The sequence below is a fragment of the Streptococcus gwangjuensis genome, assembly GCF_028156745.1.
In the GTDB taxonomy this organism is placed as follows: domain Bacteria; phylum Bacillota; class Bacilli; order Lactobacillales; family Streptococcaceae; genus Streptococcus; species Streptococcus gwangjuense_A.
Window position 1 is genome coordinate 145,527 of record NZ_JAODJG010000031.1, and the last position, 18,770, is coordinate 164,296.

19 protein-coding genes are annotated in these 18,770 nt (G+C 41.7%); 10 read left to right on the plus strand and 9 right to left on the minus strand.

The window, feature by feature from the left end; translation table 11 throughout:
* Window positions 1-8 precede the first annotated feature (8 nt).
* A complete protein-coding gene (locus tag N5909_RS04490) occupies window positions 9-578 on the minus strand; it encodes an MptD family putative ECF transporter S component (RefSeq protein WP_271630874.1) in 570 nt (189 codons plus the stop codon).
* Between the two features lie 134 nt (window positions 579-712).
* Between N5909_RS04490 and N5909_RS04495 the strand changes: the two genes are divergently transcribed.
* The 5 genes from N5909_RS04495 to nrdI all read left to right on the plus strand — a co-directional run bounded on the left by N5909_RS04495 (window position 713) and on the right by nrdI (window position 5,404).
* Complete coding sequence (locus tag N5909_RS04495) at window positions 713-1,327, plus strand: YesL family protein (RefSeq protein ID WP_271630876.1); 615 nt, start codon at window positions 713-715, stop codon at window positions 1,325-1,327.
* Complete coding sequence (locus N5909_RS04500; RefSeq protein ID WP_333908943.1) at window positions 1,305-2,975, plus strand: sensor histidine kinase; 1,671 nt, start codon at window positions 1,305-1,307, stop codon at window positions 2,973-2,975. Before N5909_RS04495 ends, N5909_RS04500 begins: the two co-directional genes overlap by 23 nt.
* A gap of 11 nt (window positions 2,976-2,986) precedes the next feature.
* The gene (locus tag N5909_RS04505; RefSeq protein ID WP_271630877.1) at window positions 2,987-4,273 is read left to right on the plus strand and encodes a response regulator transcription factor; all 1,287 of its coding nucleotides are present in this window, start codon (window positions 2,987-2,989) and stop codon (window positions 4,271-4,273) included.
* Between the two features lie 60 nt (window positions 4,274-4,333).
* Complete coding sequence (locus N5909_RS04510) at window positions 4,334-4,867, plus strand: hypothetical protein (protein WP_020901833.1); 534 nt, start codon at window positions 4,334-4,336, stop codon at window positions 4,865-4,867.
* 72 nt (window positions 4,868-4,939) lie between these two features.
* Complete coding sequence (nrdI, locus tag N5909_RS04515) at window positions 4,940-5,404, plus strand: class Ib ribonucleoside-diphosphate reductase assembly flavoprotein NrdI (RefSeq protein WP_020901834.1); 465 nt, start codon at window positions 4,940-4,942, stop codon at window positions 5,402-5,404.
* A gap of 176 nt (window positions 5,405-5,580) precedes the next feature.
* Here nrdI and N5909_RS04520 read toward each other — a convergent pair whose 3' ends face one another.
* Complete coding sequence (locus N5909_RS04520) at window positions 5,581-5,826, minus strand: hypothetical protein (protein WP_033682430.1); 246 nt, start codon at window positions 5,824-5,826, stop codon at window positions 5,581-5,583.
* Window positions 5,827-6,154: 328 nt separating this feature from the next.
* The gene (argS, locus tag N5909_RS04525; protein WP_033682429.1) at window positions 6,155-7,846 is read right to left on the minus strand and encodes an arginine--tRNA ligase; all 1,692 of its coding nucleotides are present in this window, start codon (window positions 7,844-7,846) and stop codon (window positions 6,155-6,157) included.
* A 135-nt stretch (window positions 7,847-7,981) separates the two neighbouring features.
* Between argS and argR the strand changes: the two genes are divergently transcribed.
* Window positions 7,982-8,428: an arginine repressor gene (gene argR / locus N5909_RS04530; RefSeq protein WP_001231476.1), complete on the plus strand. Its 447-nt coding sequence runs from the start codon at window positions 7,982-7,984 to the stop codon at window positions 8,426-8,428.
* Window positions 8,429-8,478: 50 nt separating this feature from the next.
* Window positions 8,479-11,013, plus strand: coding sequence for a DNA mismatch repair protein MutS (gene mutS, locus N5909_RS04535; RefSeq protein WP_271630878.1), 2,535 nt, complete (start codon window positions 8,479-8,481; stop codon window positions 11,011-11,013).
* A gap of 40 nt (window positions 11,014-11,053) precedes the next feature.
* On the opposite strand, the gene N5909_RS04540 is transcribed toward mutS, so the two are convergent.
* Together N5909_RS04540 and N5909_RS04545 are read right to left on the minus strand one after the other, a co-directional pair.
* Entirely contained in the window at window positions 11,054-11,512 is a 459-nt protein-coding gene (locus N5909_RS04540) for a DUF3021 domain-containing protein (RefSeq protein WP_033682427.1), read from the minus strand.
* On the minus strand, window positions 11,509-11,949 hold the full coding sequence (locus N5909_RS04545) for a LytTR family DNA-binding domain-containing protein (RefSeq protein ID WP_033682426.1): 441 nt from the start codon (window positions 11,947-11,949) through the stop codon (window positions 11,509-11,511). The genes N5909_RS04540 and N5909_RS04545 overlap by 4 nt, the downstream gene beginning before the upstream one ends.
* 311 nt (window positions 11,950-12,260) lie before the next feature.
* Between N5909_RS04545 and mutL the strand changes: the two genes are divergently transcribed.
* The 3 genes from mutL to N5909_RS04560 are packed head-to-tail and all read left to right on the plus strand — an operon-like array spanning window position 12,261 to window position 15,395.
* Window positions 12,261-14,210 carry a DNA mismatch repair endonuclease MutL gene (gene mutL, locus N5909_RS04550; protein ID WP_033682425.1) on the plus strand — a complete coding sequence of 650 codons (1,950 nt, stop codon included), beginning with the start codon at window positions 12,261-12,263 and terminating at the stop codon, window positions 14,208-14,210.
* A 15-nt stretch (window positions 14,211-14,225) separates the two neighbouring features.
* The gene (ruvA, locus tag N5909_RS04555; protein ID WP_271630879.1) at window positions 14,226-14,819 is read left to right on the plus strand and encodes a Holliday junction branch migration protein RuvA; all 594 of its coding nucleotides are present in this window, start codon (window positions 14,226-14,228) and stop codon (window positions 14,817-14,819) included.
* A 9-nt stretch (window positions 14,820-14,828) separates the two neighbouring features.
* Entirely contained in the window at window positions 14,829-15,395 is a 567-nt protein-coding gene (locus N5909_RS04560) for a DNA-3-methyladenine glycosylase I (protein WP_271630880.1), read from the plus strand.
* Between the two features lie 81 nt (window positions 15,396-15,476).
* On the opposite strand, the gene N5909_RS04565 is transcribed toward N5909_RS04560, so the two are convergent.
* From N5909_RS04565 to N5909_RS04580, 4 genes are all read right to left on the minus strand, one after another.
* Window positions 15,477-15,740, minus strand: a complete 264-nt coding sequence (locus tag N5909_RS04565) for a SemiSWEET family transporter (RefSeq protein WP_000166114.1) — start codon at window positions 15,738-15,740, stop codon at window positions 15,477-15,479.
* A 105-nt stretch (window positions 15,741-15,845) separates the two neighbouring features.
* Window positions 15,846-16,880, minus strand: a complete 1,035-nt coding sequence (locus tag N5909_RS04570) for a S66 family peptidase (protein ID WP_271630881.1) — start codon at window positions 16,878-16,880, stop codon at window positions 15,846-15,848.
* Between the two features lie 139 nt (window positions 16,881-17,019).
* Entirely contained in the window at window positions 17,020-17,697 is a 678-nt protein-coding gene (locus N5909_RS04575; RefSeq protein WP_261194388.1) for a DUF1129 domain-containing protein, read from the minus strand.
* Between the two features lie 11 nt (window positions 17,698-17,708).
* Window positions 17,709-18,653: a magnesium transporter CorA family protein gene (locus N5909_RS04580; protein ID WP_000815623.1), complete on the minus strand. Its 945-nt coding sequence runs from the start codon at window positions 18,651-18,653 to the stop codon at window positions 17,709-17,711.
* Window positions 18,654-18,770 lie beyond the last annotated feature (117 nt).

Consider the following 18,770-nt stretch of genomic DNA (forward strand, 5'->3'; position numbering starts at 1 on the left):
TTTAGTAATCAGATTTTCTGCGCAAATTTTTTACTCAAGGCTTGTCCAATTAAGGCCCCCACTAGGGCTCCGATGACAACACTAGCGATAAATAGAAGGATGGTTCCAGGATTTGGTGCGACCATGATACGGTCGATATATTCTTGGGATTTTCCTCTTGCTAGAAGAGTAGCCATATAGGTTTGGGGCGCAATCCACATGAGTAAGATTGGACCAGTTGAACTAAAGGCGAAAATAATGAAAGAAAGCAAATTTTTTGTTTGGTCCTTGTATTTTCCTAAATGAGCTACTCCATCTGCTAGGAGGCCACAGATAATTCCAGGAAGGAAGGCACCGGCACCGTGTTTGCTCCCCAAGAAAAAGAGGGCGATGACAAGGCCGATAGTGGTAATGGCTCCAAAGCGCGGAACTTTTGCGACTAGAATCATATAGACGATACCGCCTACAAGGGCAGTAAAGGCAGGTGCATAAAACATGTTTCCAGTTTGGTCAAGGAGATTGCCTAAAAGGACACCAATCCCCATGCAGAGGAAGTAAAGAACTGCAAAGAGCAGTGTAGTTAAGATAGATTTTTTCATGAATTGTCTCCTGATAATTTTCTCACAATTCTCATTGTACCACGGTTTGGTGGGATTGTAAATGGATAGTCTATGTTTTTGAAAACGCTTGAAATATGATATAATAGTTTCATAGTTATTTTTAGGAGGATATCATGGGGAGATTTTTAGACTTTGTCTTTAATCGTTTCTTTTTAGGGATGATTGCGACAGCCTTCTTTTGGCTATTAACATTGGCAGGAGGGATTATCCTTGGTCTAGCGCCGGCTAGTGCCACCTTGATGAGCCTATATGCAGAACATGGTTATAGCTTTCGGGAATACAGTTTGAAGGAGGCGTGGTCTCTTTATAAGCAAAATTTTGTCTCAAGCAACCTGGTTTTCTATAGCTTTTTAGGGGTGGATCTAGTTTTAATCTATGGCTTGTATCTCTTGGTGCAGTTGCCTCATCAAACCATCATTCATTTGATTGCGACTTTTTTGAATGTCCTAGTAGTCGCCCTGCTCTTTTTGGCCTATACAGTGTATTTGAAATTACAAGTTTATTTTGACTTATCCTATCGAAATAGCCTCAAACTATCCTTGATTGGCATCTTTATGAGCCTAGCAGCTGTGGCCAAGGTTCTCCTTGGGACAGTGTTACTTGTGGCAATTGGTTACTATATGCCTGCTCTACTTTTTTTTGTAGGAATTGGGATGTGGCATTTCTTTATCAGTGATATGTTGGAACCGGTCTATGAAAGTATCCATGAAAAATTGGCGACAAAATAGAATGAAGCAGTTTTGGCTACATACGCTTCTGAGAACCTACAGTTCAGTTATGATGATTATTATTGCGAGTTTTGCAATCTTACTCTCTTACGCTGACTGGGATTCACGGGAAAAGGAAGCTCAAAGAGTAGCCCAACGTGTAACCACTCGAACAGTCGAAGAGGTGGAATATTATTATCGCGAGTCAGCCCAGCTAGCGCAAGATTTAGTAGCCAATCAAGACCGTATACAAGGGGTTTATAAGTACTTTAGCCTATCAACTTCTGAGTATTTTTATTGGTTGTTGGAGCATCAAGCGGCTTCTTCAACTTCTATTTCTCTGTATGAAAATATTGATGACCTGTATGTCCAAAATGACTATATAACGGGTGTTGCAATCGTCTTGCAGGACTTTAAAGAAGTTTATGTGTCAACAAGGGATAAAAGAAGTGGGCATGTCTTGCCTGCTGAGGCTTTTAAACCGGAGGCCAATAGTTTTGGAGTTCCTATTTTAGACCCAGCGACGGATCAATCTATAGGGGTTGTTTATATTTCCTTGGATCCAGAAATCTTATACCATGCTGTAGACAATACCCGGGGTCATATCCCTATGGCTGTTACCGTGACATCGCCTTTTGATACGGAGATTTTTCATATTGGTGAGAGGGTCAATAGGGAACATGAGAACTGGTTTGTTGGTGTAACCTCTCATGGCTATCAGGTTCAGGTGGCAGTTCCTAAAAACTTTGTTTTACAAGGAACAGTGACTAGCTCTGCTTTGATTGTGGGCTTGAGCCTTCTCTTTATTGTCATTCTCTATCTGACCTTGAGGCAGACCTTTGCTAACTACCAAAAGCAGGTAGTGGATTTGGTGGATTCCATTCAAGCTATTGCCCAAGGAGAGGAAGGTCTTCGCATTGATACGCTTGAAAAGGACCAGGAATTACTCTTAATCGCGGAGACCACCAATGATATGTTGGATCGATTGGAGAAGAATATCCATGATATTTACCAGCTAGAGCTTAGCCAAAAGGATGCTAATATGCGAGCTTTGCAGGCGCAAATCAATCCTCACTTCATGTATAATACGCTAGAGTTCTTGCGCATGTATGCAGTTATGCAGAGTCAAGATGAGTTGGCAGACATCATTTATGAGTTCAGTAGCTTGTTGCGTAACAATATTTCTGACGAAAGAGAAACTCTTCTCAAACAGGAATTGGAATTTTGTCGTAAATATAGCTATCTCTGCATGGTTCGCTATCCTAAATCTATTGCCTATGGTTTCAAGATAGATCCAGGGTTAGAAAATATGAAGATTCCTAAGTTTACCTTGCAACCGCTGGTAGAAAACTATTTTGCGCATGGTGTTGACCATAGACGGACAGATAATGTGATTAGCATTAAAGCTCTTAAACAGGATGGGTTTGTGGAAATTTTAGTGGTCGATAATGGCCGTGGAATGTCAGTTGAAAAGCTGGCAAATCTCCGAGAAAAATTAAGTCAGAGACAGTTTGAACACCAAGCCAGCTATAGTGGTCAAAGGCAGTCTATCGGAATTGTCAATGTACATGAGCGTTTTGTGCTCTATTTTGGAGACCGCTACGCTATCACGATAGAGTCTGCAGAGCAAGCAGGCGTTCAGTATCGTATTACAATTCAAGATGAGTAGAAAGGGAGAAAATGTATAAAGTATTATTAGTAGATGATGAGTACATGGTGACAGAAGGTCTGAAACGTTTGATTCCCTTTGATAAGTGGGATATGGAGGTCGTCGCAACAGCCAGTCATGCCGATGAAGCCCTAGAATATGTTCAGGAAAATCCTGTCGATGTGGTCATTTCCGATGTCAATATGCCCGACAAAACAGGGCTTGATATGATTCGAGAGATGAAAGAAATCTTACCAGATGCAGCCTATATCCTACTCTCAGGTTATCAGGAGTTTGATTATGTAAAAAGAGCAATGAACCTCAAGGTTGTAGATTATTTGGTCAAGCCTGTTGATAAGGTAGAGTTGGGAAATCTGCTGGAGAAGATTGCAGGTCAGCTTGGTGAGAGAGTAAAGAAAAGTCAGATCCTTAGTCAAGATTTAGATGAGGATGGATTTGTTAGTTATTTAGGGGATAAGGAGGATTGGTGGATAGGTCTATCCAAGGAAAAACAAGGCTCCTTCACCATTCCTTACTATGTCTTGGGACAAGACTGGCAGATTTTTATTTCTGATCAACCCCTAGATGGTTTAGTCGTTACTCCCTTTGAAGCTCCTTATCAAGAACACTTTGAACGCTGGAAGCTGAATGCTGAGAAAGCCCTCTTTTACGGTTCTGTAAATCTAAAACAGTCTGAGAGTCTCTTTGCCTATTACGAACCGATTTATAGGGTTATCATTCAGGGGAATCTCAATCAAATCGTTGAAGAGTTGAACCTTTTGGAGAAGGTGGTTCTTGAAAATACGCCGCGTGTTCCGATTACCAAACAGCTTTTTATCCAGTTTGTCATGGATGTCTTCCACTTGTTTGAACACCTCAAAGCTGATGATATGACGGACATTGTCAAAACCATTCATGCTATTCAATCATTCGATGAACTGGTTCCTTATATCAAAGAAACTCTGACTCGCTTTTTCGGTCAATACCGTATGAATGAGAATGTGGTCAGTGTGCTAGAAGTCATTGGTCGTGATTACCAAAAAGAACTTTCTCTCAAGGATATCAGTAAGGATCTCTTTATCAATCCTGTCTATCTGGGTCAGTTGATTAAGCGTGAAACCAATTCGACCTTCGCAGAGTTACTAAACAAACAACGGATTAAGGCTGCCCAGCAACTTTTACTTTCGACTAGTGACAGTATCGAAGATATTTGTTATGCTGTTGGTTACAGTAATGTTGGATATTTCTATAAAGTGTTCCGAAAATTGTGCGGAAAATCGCCAAAAGCCTACCGAAAACAGGTGGAAACCACACTATAATATTTGTATCCCTTTACAAAAAGTGCTATAATATCGATAATAATATCAGGAGGTTCTATTATGAAAAAGAAACCAATCTATCTATGGGTATTACTGATTTTTTCAGCCTTACTCTCAGCAATGTCACTATTTGGAATCATATCTCCAGTACCTACTGCGGAGAGTATGAACAATCTAGAAACATCAGCATCAGGTGTTAATGCTACTTATGCTAAGGAGCTCGTTGCTTACACCATTAAGGTATCGGAGCATGGTCATTCTATCTTCAACATTCTCTTGGTTGTCTTATCTGTTATTCTGGTGGTTGTGTCTTTGGTTTTCCTTGTTCGTAAAAACATCCAATTGGCTAACTACACTTATCTTGCTTATGTCTTCGTTGCCATCGTTGGTTCTATCTACAACTTTATCGGCGTTCAGGATGCGGTTTTACTTTTTACAGACCCTAACATCCGTATGGGAGCGGAACTTGGTGCCAAAGGTTCTGCTATTTTTGGGATCGTACTCAATGTTATCTTCCTAGCAATCGTCTTCTATAAAATGTGGCGTCAGCAAAAAGAATTGACAGAAACTCAAGAAGAGGAAGAACTTGCCTAAGAGTTGACAAAGCATAACTATCAAGATACAATCTTGGTAGTTATTTTTTATGATTTAAAAAAGGAGGAGAACATGAAAAAAGTTTCCTTGGTCTACATCAGTCTGAGCGGAAATACGGAGAGTTTTGTGACACGCTTGAAAGACTATCTCTTGTCCCAGTACGAGGGAATTGAGGTTCAAAAGATTCATATCAAGGATTTGGTCAAAGAAGGCCAAGATTTCTATGAAATGGATCATCCCTATGTCGCTTTTTTGCCGACTTACCTAGAAGGTGGGAATGGCGTGGATAACGGAGATGTCGAGATTTTGACGACACCAGTGGGAGATTTTATCGCCTATGGTGACAATGCTAGTAAGTGTTTTGGTGTGGTTGGTTCAGGAAATCGTAACTTTAATAATCAATACTGCCTGACAGCCAAGCAATATAGTCAACGTTTTGGCTTCCCTGTATTGGCTGATTTTGAAATGCGAGGTATGCTGGGAGATATCAAACGTGTCGCAGCGATTATCGCAGATTTGTATGAGTTGGAAAGTTGAGCTGATAACAATCTTTTCTAGAATGGTATCAATTATTAGAAGAAAGAAGTTATTATGCCCTCCTTTATAGTAGAGATAAAAATTACCTATAAACTTTTATATAAATGTTAATTGATATGGTTGTAAGGTAAAAATATACCCTAAAAAATCCGAGAAGCTTTCTTCTCGGATTTTGATTATTTCAATTGATCTGTAATGTCTTTTGATAGTAACATTCCCAGATGGTAAGTTTTATTGATGTAAGCAATGACATCATTGATATTTTCAGTCGTTTGAATTTTCTCTTTGATGTCAGCCCTAAATGTTTCATCCTTCAACAGTTGTTCTTGGTAGAGTTTTTGCAGTCTCTCCTTCTCGTACTTATTAAGCAGAAAAAGGAAAACCAAGCTAATCACAACGAGGATATAAGCATATTGGCTCATAGGAAATCTCCCTGTATGATAAAGAAGTAGTAGTGAGTAGATTGAATTAGTGAAGCGCCTAACCAAATCACCATAGTTACGACGTCATGTTCTCTAAATCGATTATATTTAGAGAACATGACTAGTGAAGCAGTTAGCTAGTCCGCATAAAAGCGACTAGCGTCTAACAATTAGGAACTTTAGTTCCAATAACTTTAAGATTACGACGTTTTAGGACATAAGTCGATCATATTTATGTCCTAAAACTAGTGAAGCGCCTAGCCAAATCTCTGATAGGATTTGGCGTTAGTTACTTAGATTGCAAAGCAATCTAAGTAACTTTGGCGATTTACATCTTCTCAGGCGCTTCTACTCCAAGCAAGCGAAGGGCTTCTTTGAGCACGACTGCTGTTGCGTAGCTGAGGGCTAGACGGCTGTCGCGTTCTGGGCTTTCATCCAAGATACGCGTGTGTGCATAGTACTTGTTAAAGGCTTGAGCTAGGCTAATTGCAAATTTAGCAATGATAGAAGGTTCAAAGTTATCTGCCGCACGGTTGATAATACGTGGAAAGTCTTGGATGAGTTTGATGATTTCCCAGCTTTCAGTATCATTCAAGCTATAGTTGCCAGCTGTTTCTGGTTTGAAATCCGCTTTACGTAAGATCGATTGGATACGAGCGTAGGCGTATTGAACATAAGGTCCAGTTTCACCCTCGAAGGATACCATAGCCTCTAAGTCGAAGTCGTATCCATTTGTACGGTCGGTTTTGAGGTCATAGAATTTAATGGCTCCAACCCCAACAGCATGCGCTACCTGGTCTTTATTTTCTAGTTCAGGATTTTTAGCCTCGATTTGGGTCTTGGCACGGCTAACAGCCTCTGCAACAGTAGGTTCTAGCAAGATGACATTCCCTTTACGAGTAGAGAGTTTCTTCCCTTCTTTTGTAACCAAACCAAAAGGAACATGAGTAATGTCTTCACTCCAGTCGTAGCCCATTTCTTTCAAGACAGCTTTGAGCTGTTTAAAGTGGGCAGATTGCTCTTGACCAACGACATAGATAGATTTGGCAAATTGGTATTCATTTTTACGGTAAAGGGCTGCAGCCAAGTCACGTGTGATATAGAGAGTTGCACCATCGGATTTCTTGATGAGGGCTGGATGTTCAATTCCATATTTCTCAAGATTCACAACTTGGGCACCTTCTGACTCAACAAGAAGTCCTTTTTCAGAAAGAATGTCTACAACTGCATCCATCTTATCGTTGTAGAAGGCTTCTCCGTTGTAGCTGTCAAATTCAACCTTCAGTTCATTGTAAAGGCGGTTAAATTCCACCAAACTTTCATCACGGAACCATTGCCAAAGAGCGAGAGCTTCCTCGTCTCCATTTTCAAGTTTACGGAACCATTCGCGTGCTTCTTCATCCAAGCTAGGATCATTTTCAGCTTCAGCATTGATGCGGACATAGAGTTTAAGAAGTTCATCAATTGGATGAGCTTTTACAGCTTCTTCGTCACCCCATTTTTTGTAGGCAACAATCAACATCCCAAACTGTTTACCCCAGTCTCCCAAATGGTTTACCTTGACTGTTTGATAACCGATTTTTTGGAAAATATGTGATAAGCTATCTCCGATAACAGTTGAGCGCAGGTGACCGATAGAAAATGGTTTAGCGATATTTGGACTAGACATATCGATAACAACATTTTCTTGTTTACCAATATGTTGGTCAGCATAGTGTTCTTTTTCAGTGATAACAGCTTGCAATACTTGAGCAGAAATGGCAGATTTATCAAGGAAAAAGTTAACGTAAGGTCCTGTTGCAACAACCTTTTCAAAGGCTTGGCTGTTAATCTTTTCAGCCAGTTCAGCCGCAATCATTTGAGGTGCTTTACGTTCGACTTTTGCAAGAGAAAAAGCAGGGAAAGCGATGTCTCCCATTTCTGAGTTTTTAGGGGTTTCCAGTAAATTTAAAATAGCCTCTTGGTCCAGGCTATCAATGACGCTAGCCAACTCGCTAGCAATCAATTCTTTTGTATTCATTAAGAGCTCCTTTTTGGACTTTTCTACTATTTTATCACAATTTTAAAGAAAGAAGAAAAAATTTTTGAAATCTCCTGTTTTTTTGGTATAATATAGTTATAAAATTAGTTATAAATATGCATATAAGAGGATTTTATGAGAAAAAGAGATCGTCATCAGTTAATAAAAAAAATGATTACTGAGGAGAAATTAAGTACACAAAAAGAAATTCAAGATCGGTTGGAGGCACACAATGTCTTTGTGACGCAGACAACCTTGTCTCGTGATTTGCGCGAAATCGGCTTGACCAAGGTCAAGAAAAATGATATGGTGTATTATGTACTAGCAAATGAGACAGAAAAGATTGATTTGGTGGAATTTTTGTCTCATCATTTAGAAGGTGTTGCAAGAGCAGAGTTTACCTTGGTGCTTCATACCAAATTGGGAGAAGCCTCTGTTTTGGCAAATATTGTTGATGCAAACAAGGATGAATGGATTTTAGGAACAGTTGCTGGTGCCAATACCTTATTGGTTATTTGTCGAGACCAGCACGTTGCCAAACTCATGGAAGATCGTTTGCTAGATTTGATGAAAGATAAGTAAGGTCTTGGGAGTTACTCTCAAGACTTATTTTTGACAAGGAGAGACGGAAAATGGCGACAGAAAAGCTATCACCCGGCATGCAACAGTATGTGGATATTAAAAAGCAATATCCAGATGCGTTTTTGCTCTTTCGGATGGGTGATTTTTATGAATTATTTTATGAGGATGCGGTCAATGCTGCGCAGATTCTGGAAATTTCCTTAACGAGTCGCAATAAGAATGCGGACAATCCGATTCCTATGGCGGGTGTCCCCTATCATTCTGCCCAACAGTATATCGATGTCTTGATTGAGCAGGGTTACAAGGTAGCCATTGCAGAACAAATGGAAGATCCTAAACAAGCAGTTGGGGTTGTTAAACGAGAGGTTGTTCAGGTCATTACGCCAGGGACAGTGGTCGATAGCAGTAAGCCGGACAGTCAGAATAACTTCTTGGTTGCCATAGACCGTGAAGGCAATCAGTTTGGTCTAGCTTATATGGACCTGGTGACGGGTGACTTTTATGTGACAGGTCTTTTGGATTTCACGTTGGTTTGTGGGGAAATCCGCAATCTCAAGGCTCGAGAAGTGGTGCTGGGTTATGACTTGTCTGAGGAAGAAGAACAAATCCTTAGTCGCCAGATGAATCTGGTGCTTTCCTATGAAAAAGAAGGTTTTGAAGACCTTCATTTATTGGATTCACGATTAGCAACAGTGGAGCAAGCTGCATCTAGTAAGCTGCTCCAGTATGTTCATCGGACTCAAATGAGGGAATTGAACCACCTCAAACCTGTTATCCGATATGAAATCAAGGATTTCTTGCAGATGGATTATGCGACCAAGGCTAGTCTGGATTTGGTTGAGAATGCTCGTTCAGGCAAGAAGCAAGGCAGTCTTTTCTGGCTTTTGGATGAAACAAAGACGGCTATGGGGATGCGACTCTTGCGTTCTTGGATTCATCGTCCTTTGATTGATAAGGAACGAATTATCCAACGTCAGGAAGTGGTGCAGGTCTTTCTTGACCACTTTTTTGAGCGTAGTGATTTGACAGACAGTCTCAAGGGTGTTTATGACATTGAACGCTTGGCTAGTCGGGTTTCTTTTGGTAAGACCAATCCAAAGGATCTCTTGCAATTGGCGACTACCTTGTCCAGTGTGCCACGGATTCGTGCGATTTTAGAAGGAATGGAGCAACCTGCTCTAGCCTATCTCATCGAACAACTGGATGGAATCCCTGAGTTGGAGAGTTTGATTAGCGCAGCGATTGCTCCTGAAGCTCCCCATGTGATTACAGAAGGTGGTATTATCCGAACCGGATTTGATGAGACTTTAGACAAGTACCGTCGCGTTCTCAGAGAAGGGACTGGTTGGATTGCTGAAATTGAGGCTAAGGAGCGAGAAAACTCTGGTATTAGCGCACTTAAGATTGTCTATAATAAAAAGGATGGCTACTATTTCCATGTGACCAATTCGCAACTGGGAAATGTGCCAGCCCATTTTTTCCGCAAGGCAACGCTGAAAAACTCAGAACGCTTTGGAACCGAAGAATTAGCCCGTATCGAGGGAGATATGTTGGAGGCGCGTGAGAAGTCAGCTAACCTAGAGTACGAAATTTTTATGCGTATTCGTGAAGAGGTTAGCAAGTACATCCAGCGTTTACAAGCTCTAGCCCAAGGAATTGCGACGGTTGATGTCTTGCAAAGTCTGGCGGTTGTGGCTGAAACCCAGCATTTGATTCGACCAGAGTTCGGAGAGGGTTCGCGGATTGATATCCAGAAAGGGCGCCATGCTGTCGTTGAAAAGGTCATGGGGGCTCAGACCTATATTCCAAATACGATTCAGATGGCAGAAGATACCAGTATTCAACTGATTACAGGGCCAAACATGAGTGGTAAGTCAACCTATATGCGTCAGTTAGCCATGACGGCGGTTATGGCCCAGATGGGTTCCTATGTGCCAGCAGAAAGCGCCCATTTACCAATTTTCGATGCGATCTTTACCCGTATCGGAGCAGCTGATGATTTGGTTTCAGGTCAATCAACCTTTATGGTGGAGATGATGGAGGCCAACAATGCCATTTCGCATGCGACCAAGAACTCTCTCATTCTCTTTGATGAATTGGGTCGTGGAACGGCAACTTATGATGGTATGGCTCTTGCTCAATCCATCATCGAATACATCCATGAGCACATCGGAGCCAAGACCCTTTTTGCGACCCACTACCATGAATTGACTAGTCTGGAGTCCAGCTTGGAACACTTGGTCAATGTCCACGTGGCAACCTTAGAGCAGGGTGGGCAGGTTACCTTCCTTCACAAGATTGAACCAGGTCCAGCTGATAAATCCTATGGTATCCATGTTGCCAAGATTGCTGGCTTGCCAGCAGACCTGTTAGCAAGGGCGGATAAGATTTTGACTCAGTTAGAGAGTCAAGGAACAGAAAGTCCTGCCCCCATGAGGCAAACAAGTGCTGTCACAGAACAGATTTCACTATTTGATACGGCAGAAGAGCATCCTATCCTAGCAGAATTAGCTAAACTAGATATTTACAATATGACACCTATGCAGGCTATGAATGTCTTGGTTGAGTTAAAACAGAAACTATAAAAATAATCCCACTCATGCATTTGTGAGTGGGATATTGCTATTACTTTCTATGCTCCAAGAGTTGATTGATATGGTCTACTTTTTTTGATGCTCTTTTATAGGAAATAGTCCAAATGATGAGGTAGACAATCGCAAACTCGATAATGAGTTGGAGATAGAAAATCCAGTGGAAGGGGAACCAACCAGCTAGGGTTGCTAGTGGGATAAAGCCTACTAGCATGAGGAAAAAATGAGTCAGAGTCGCACGGAGTAAGCTCCAGTCACGGCTGAATAAGCGGTTGCCAAAGTTAAAGAGAATACCGATGGCTGCCCAGATCAGTGTGCAGTAGAGCAAGACCAGGGCACCGTGAATCTGATGTTGGGTCATCACTTGGCCGATGAGAGAGTCGGAACTTAGTGGTGCGTAGGTATTTGGTGCATAAATGAGTGAAAAGATGATAGAGAGGATGAGGCCGATAAGAACACCGGCAGCTGCATCGTGGAAGATTTGTTTTTTCATAGTTCTAATTTCTCCTTGATGGTTTTTAGGTAACGGCGTGAAGAGTAGGTGAAACTTTCGTTTTTCAAGAAAATTTCTACCAGACCGTTGGGCGTGAGCTTGAGATGAGAGATGGAGTTGATATTGATGATTTCTGATTGGGAAATTTGGATAAAATTGGTTGGCAGAATTTCAAGGACTTGATAGAGCCGTAAATCAATATTGTAGGTCTGACTTGCTGTTTCTGCTAGCACCTTCCGATTCTCGATATAGAATCGTTGTATCTTACCAATCTTAACTAGATAGACCTGATCATCAATCTTTCCTTTGATTTTTTCTGTTCGGTCCAGATTTTCTGCAAACTCGATGACTTTTTGGACTTTTTCGGTTTCTCGAGGTGCTTGCACAATCAGCTTTTCCTCTTCGTAAGTCTCGCTAATCTGTAGTTCTACTTTCATAAATTTCTCTCCTTTTCAGTTATACAAAATTAATCTCACTTCTTGTACATCTTTATTAATACTCTTCAAAAATCAAATTCAAACCACGTCAGCGTCGTCTTGCCGTACTAAAGTACTGTCTGCGCCTAACTTTCTAGTTTGCTCTTTGATTTTTATTGAGTATACCACTATTTTATGCCCCCTGGCAAGGGACTTTGTCTATGTGGAAGGATTTGGCTCCTATGTGGTGCTAGCTTTTCTGTCCTATCTGAAATATGGTATAATAGCACTAATCAATTTCTAGGAAAATAGATATGGAAAGGGGCTGAAAGATGTCTCATATTATTGAATTGCCAGAGGTGCTGGCAAACCAGATTGCGGCAGGAGAGGTCATTGAGCGTCCTGCTAGTGTGGTAAAAGAGTTGGTAGAAAATGCTATTGACGCGGGCTCTAGTCAGATTATCATTGAGATTGAGGAAGCTGGTCTCAAGAAAATCCAAATCACAGATAATGGTCATGGAATTGCCCACGATGAGGTGGAGTTGGCCCTGCGCCGCCATGCGACCAGTAAGATAAAAAATCAAGCAGACCTCTTTCGGATTCGGACGCTTGGTTTTCGTGGTGAAGCCCTACCTTCTATCGCTTCTGTTAGTGTTCTGACCCTTTTGACGGCGGTGGATGGAGCAAGTCATGGAACCAAGTTAGTCGCGCGTGGGGGAGAAGTTGAAGAAGTCGTTCCAGCGACTAGTCCTGTGGGGACCAAGGTTTGTGTGGAGGACCTCTTTTTCAACACACCTGCCCGCCTCAAGTATATGAAGAGCCAGCAAGCAGAGTTGTCTCATATCATTGATATTGTAAACCGTCTGGGCTTGGCCCATCCTGAAATTTCGTTTAGTTTAATCAGTGATGGCAAGGAAATGACACGAACAGCGGGAACAGGTCAACTGCGCCAAGCTATCGCCGGGATTTACGGTTTGGTCAGTGCTAAGAAGATGATTGAAATTGAGAATTCTGACCTAGATTTCGAAATTTCAGGTTTTGTGTCCTTGCCTGAGTTAACTCGGGCTAATCGCAACTATATCAGCCTCTTCATCAATGGTCGTTATATCAAGAATTTCCTGCTTAACCGTGCTATTCTTGACGGCTATGGCAGTAAGCTCATGGTGGGACGTTTTCCACTGGCTGTCATTCACATCCATATTGACCCTTATCTGGCTGATGTCAATGTGCATCCAACCAAGCAAGAGGTGCGGATTTCTAAGGAAAAAGAACTGATGACGCTGGTCTCAGAAGCTATTGCAAATAGTCTTAAGGAACAAACCTTGATACCTGATGCCTTGGAAAATCTTGCCAAATCGACTGTGCGCAATCGTAAAAAGGTGGAGCAGACCATTCTCCCCCTCAAAGAAAATACTCTCTACTATGAGAAAACAGAGCCGACGAGACCTAGCCAAGCTGAGGTGGCTGATTATCAGGTAGAATTGACTGAGGAAGGGCAGGATTTGACTTTGTTTGCCAAGGAAACCTTGGACCAGCTGACTAAGCCTAGCAAACTCCATTTTGCAGAGAGAAAGCCTGCTAACTACGATCAACTAGACCATCCAGAGCTAGACTTAGCCAGTCTGGATAAGGCCTATGACAAGCTGGAGAGAGAAGAATCTTCAAACTTCCCAGAGTTGGAATTTTTCGGGCAAATGCACGGAACCTATCTCTTTGCCCAAGGGCGAGATGGACTTTACATCATAGACCAGCATGCGGCACAGGAACGGGTCAAGTACGAGGAGTATCGTGAAAGCATTGGCAATGTTGACCAGAGCCAGCAGCAACTCCTAGTGCCATACATCTTTGAATTTCCAGCGGATGATGCCCTCCGTCTCAAGGAAAGAATGATACATTTGGAGGAAGTGGGCGTCTTTCTAGCAGAGTATGGAGAAAATCAATTTATCCTGCGTGAACATCCTATTTGGATGGCAGAGGAGGAAATCGAGTCAGGCATCTATGAAATGTGCGACATGCTCCTTTTGACCAAGGAAGTTTCTATTAAGAAATACCGAGCAGAGCTGGCTATCATGATGTCCTGCAAGCGGTCTATCAAGGCCAACCATCGTATTGACGACCATTCAGCCAGACAACTCCTCTATCAGCTCTCTCAATGTGACAATCCCTACAACTGTCCCCACGGACGTCCTGTTTTGGTGCATTTTACCAAGTCGGATATGGAAAAGATGTTCCGACGCATTCAGGAAAATCACACCAGTCTCCGTGAGTTGGGGAAATATTAAACTAAAAGGAAAACTATGTACGAATATTTAAAAGGAATCATTACCAAAATCACTGCTAAATACATTGTTCTTGAAGTCAACGGTATCGGCTATATCTTGCATGTGGCCAATCCCTATGCTTATTCAGGTCAGGTCAACCAAGAAGCTCAAATTTATGTGCATCAAGTCGTGCGTGAGGACGCTCATCTGCTTTATGGATTTCGCTCAGAAGACGAGAAAAAGCTCTTTCTCAGTCTAATTTCGGTATCTGGGATCGGTCCTGTGTCAGCTCTTGCTATTATCGCTGCTGATGACAATGCTGGCTTGGTTCAAGCCATCGAAACCAAGAACATCACCTACTTGACCAAATTCCCTAAAATTGGCAAGAAAACAGCCCAGCAGATGGTGCTGGACTTGGAAGGCAAGGTAGTAGTTGCAGGAGATGACCTTCCTGCCAAGGTGGCCGTGCAAGCTAGTGCTGAAAATCCAGAATTGGAAGAAGCTATGGAAGCCATGTTGGCGCTGGGTTACAAGGCAACCGAACTCAAGAAAATCAAGAAATTCTTTGAAGGAACGACAGATACAGCTGAGAATTATATCAAGTCGGCCCTTAAGATGTTGGTCAAATAGGAGCAGAGCATGACAAAACGTTGTTCGTGGGTCAAGATGACCAATCCGCTCTACATTGCCTATCATGATGAGGAGTGGGGTCATCCCCTCCATGATGACCAAGCATTGTTTGAGTTGTTGTGTATGGAAACCTATCAAGCAGGCCTGTCTTGGGAAACGGTGCTCAACAAACGTCAAGCTTTCCGAGAAGCCTTTCATGGTTATCACATTCAAGCGGTCGCAGAGATGACTGACACCGAATTGGAAGTCTTGCTGGATAATCCAGCTATCATCCGAAACAGAGCTAAGATTTTTGCTACACGCGCTAACGCCCAAGCCTTTCTACGGTTACAGGCAGAGTACGACTCTTTTGATGCCTATCTTTGGTCTTTTGTTGAGGGGAAAACTGTCGTTAATGATGTTCCCGATTACCGCCTAGCCCCAGCTAAAACACCCTTGTCTGAGAAATTGGCCAAAGATCTCAAAAAACGAGGCTTTAAGTTCACAGGCCCAGTCGCTGTCTTGTCTTTTCTACAGGCTGCAGGACTAGTTGATGACCATGAGAATGATTGTGAGTGGAAAAGCAGGAATCAGTGAGTATAGGTAATTAGAATATCTGAGAATATAGAAAAAAGCTGAGAAACTTTTCCCAGCTTTTTATATATACTATTAGATTTGTTAGAGTGAAGTCAAAAAAGTGATTCCACCTAAAATAACACCAGCTGAATTTGGAATGATTAGTATCCAATCCTTCTTAGGTTCCTTTGTCCATCCATAAATAACCCAGATTAAGCAAGATATAGCAGCTGATAAAGGTTGAAATGGTTGAGCTTTATTTCCCTGTAAATTAGCGATAATTTGAGGTATGTAGGCAATAAATACTATAATTCCAATAAAGGCACCAATAGAACCTACGATTCGATTAATTTTTTGTTTTGTCATATACACCTCCTTTAAAAGGATATCATAGAAATTAGCGAAATGCAATAAATTCAGATACAAATTGTAACGAAAACGAATACAAAAGCACAAAAATAGAGAAACTATTTATTTTTTGTTATAGTCAAAGCGAATGACTTGCTCCTGTGCATCTACATGGGCATGGACTCCAAAGGGTACAATTGCTCTTGGAGTTGCGTGGCCGACATTCAGATTATAGACAATCGGGATATTGCTGTCAATGATATCCAATAGCTCCTCTTTATAGTCGTCATAGAAAGTTTCATCCATAGGTTTTCCGACCAAGAGTCCACTGATGACCTCGAATATACCAGTATTCTTTAAAGTCCGCAACATATTTTTGAAGTCTTTCGGCTTAGGCTTTTCTTCGCTTGTTTCTAGTAAGAGGATTTTTCCTTCCCAGTCTGACAAGTCAGGGAAAAGTTTGTATTTTTGGCAGAGCTCCGTGCTATCTGTGTATCGAGAGTTGTCAAAGATATCGTAGAGAGATTCGAGGCAACCACCGAGGATTTCTCCCTCGAATTGGGCATTTCCTTGCAACAACTCAAAACCGGTATTTGTATGACTGACACGAGGTGTCCCCAGAGCTTTGGGACTAAAATCAGTTCGTTCCTCATACCAAACATTGCTAGGGCGAATTTCTGAGATTCTTCCTGTCTCAATCAATTCTTTAAAGTAGTGAAGGCTATAGGTCAGCATTTCTTTATCTAGTTCACAAATGTCTGCTAAAAAGGATTGACCATAAAAAGTCTTGATTCCTAGTTTATGAAACATGAGATGGTTCATGGTTGTATCCGAGAAGCCAAGAAAAATCTTTTGTTTGATAACCTTTTGTAGTTGGTCATTTTCAAAAAGATAAGGTAGTAAGCGATAGGTATCGTCTCCACCGATGGCACATAGGATCATGTCGATGTTATCATCAGAAAAGGCATGAATCAAATCCTCTGCACGAGCTTCAGGATGGTTCTTGATAAAGTCTAATCCTTTTAGTGAATGGGGCAAAAAGATAGGATTGAGTCCCAGTTCCTTGAGACGTTGGACACCCAAGTCCACTTCGTGTTTGACAAAGTCCTCTCCGATAATGCCACTAGATAAACTAACAATACCAATAGTAGAAATCATACCTCATCCTCCTAGAAATAGATTGAGCCTATTTTATCACAAAGGATAAGAGAAAGCTATGTGGGATGTCAGAAGAATGCTTTTAAATCAAGAAAGCAAGAAAAAGCAACTGCACCTGCAGTTGCTTTTATCATTCTTCTTAATAGCGTGTTGGTCCTGCACTTGCGCTACGGATGTTCAAGCGTTTCTTGAGATAGAAGCGAAGGGCTAGGAGGGCTGCTCCGATAATAGCTAGTGGCAATGGAGCAAGTACGGGGTTAAGGCTAGCTGGTAGGAAGCTTGTTGCAAAGAAGACAAGCAACCAAAGGAACATAGAGGCTAGGATAACCAGTACAGATTTCCAGAAAGGTGGACGTTGACTACGGTCCATATCTGGTCCATAATATTGGTAGACAAAGTAGTACATTAAATAGAAGGCAAATCCACCAACAAGTCCAACTAGTAGGAGAGTGACCAATCCATAGCCGAGAGCTTGATCTGCTGCAAAGAAAGTAGTGAGGGCGCTGACGAGGGCAAAGAGGCTAGTGATGAAAAGGGCTGAGTCCATAATCATGAGTTTTGGATCATCATTTTCCTTTGGATGCTCTTTTTCATATTGTTCCTTGACAGTAAAACTATGAGCCCAGTGGGTTGGCGCGCCATAGAGGGAACGAGCAGTCGTACCCTTGGCTTGCTCCTCAAGGATTTGGGGAATAACTTCCTCAAAAATAGCCTTGATTTCAGCGTCTGTTTTCCCATCTTTGATGAATTGTTGGGTAGCAATGTGGACAAACTCTTGGTTTTTCTTTGTTAATTTTTGTAGATCAATCTGAGACATAGGAACTCCTCTTAGAACCATTTTTTATGGATGAGATAGAGAGTGAGCGAGACACTCATAGCAAAGGCGATAAAGACGATTAACCAGAAGGCATTCGGCTCGCCGTTTAGGGGGATTTCATTATCCTTAAAGTTCATCCCGTAGGCAGAAAAGACCATGGTTGGGATGGACATGACGATGGTCACAAGGGCCAAGGTTTTCATGATGTTGTTCTGGTTGTTAGAAATGATAGAGGCGAAGGTCTCTGTCATAGAATGTAAGACGTTTCCATAAATGTCTGCCATCTCGATGGCCTGTTGGGTTTCAATCAAGGTATCTTCAAGCAGGTCTTCGTCCTCAAGGTATTTCTTGATATTGCTGGTTGAGCTGGTCAATTTCTTAATCACACGCTCATTTGTTTTGAGGGAGGCCTTGAAATAGACGATGGTTTTTTCCAATTCCATGAGCTCAATCAATTCTTCATTACGAGTTGATTGATGCAGTTGACTTTCGATTTGTTCACTCTTACGGTCGATTGAACGAAGGGCTGTTAGGTAAAGTTCTGCATTGCGATAAAGAATTTGAAAGATGAAACGCGAACGCATGAAGGTGTAGAAATTACGCAATCGACGGTTGATAAAGACATCGAGGACTGGTAATGGTTCCAAACACGTAGTGATAATGGTTTCCTCGGTGATGATAATACCAAGCGGGATGGTAACGTAGTAGGTGCGGTTATTTCTTTCCTCTGTGACCGGAACGTCTACGATAATCAGGGTGTACTCGTCTTCAATCGTAATACGAGACATTTCTTCCGCATCGAGCGGTGCTCGAAGGTCGGCAATATCGATATCGAAGGCGTTAGCGATTTCGAGTGATTCATTTTGAGTCGGATTAACGAGATTGATCCAAGTACCCGGTTCAAGCGTATCGATCTCTTTAAATTCAGTTGTTGTAGAGAGAAAAACTTGTTTCATATCCCTTATCCTTTCTCATTTTTCAGATTTTTTCACACCGTACTATTATACTACAAATTCAGCCTTTTGGGTAATAGAATCTCACTTTTTTTGGTATAATGGTAAGCAATAATGGAC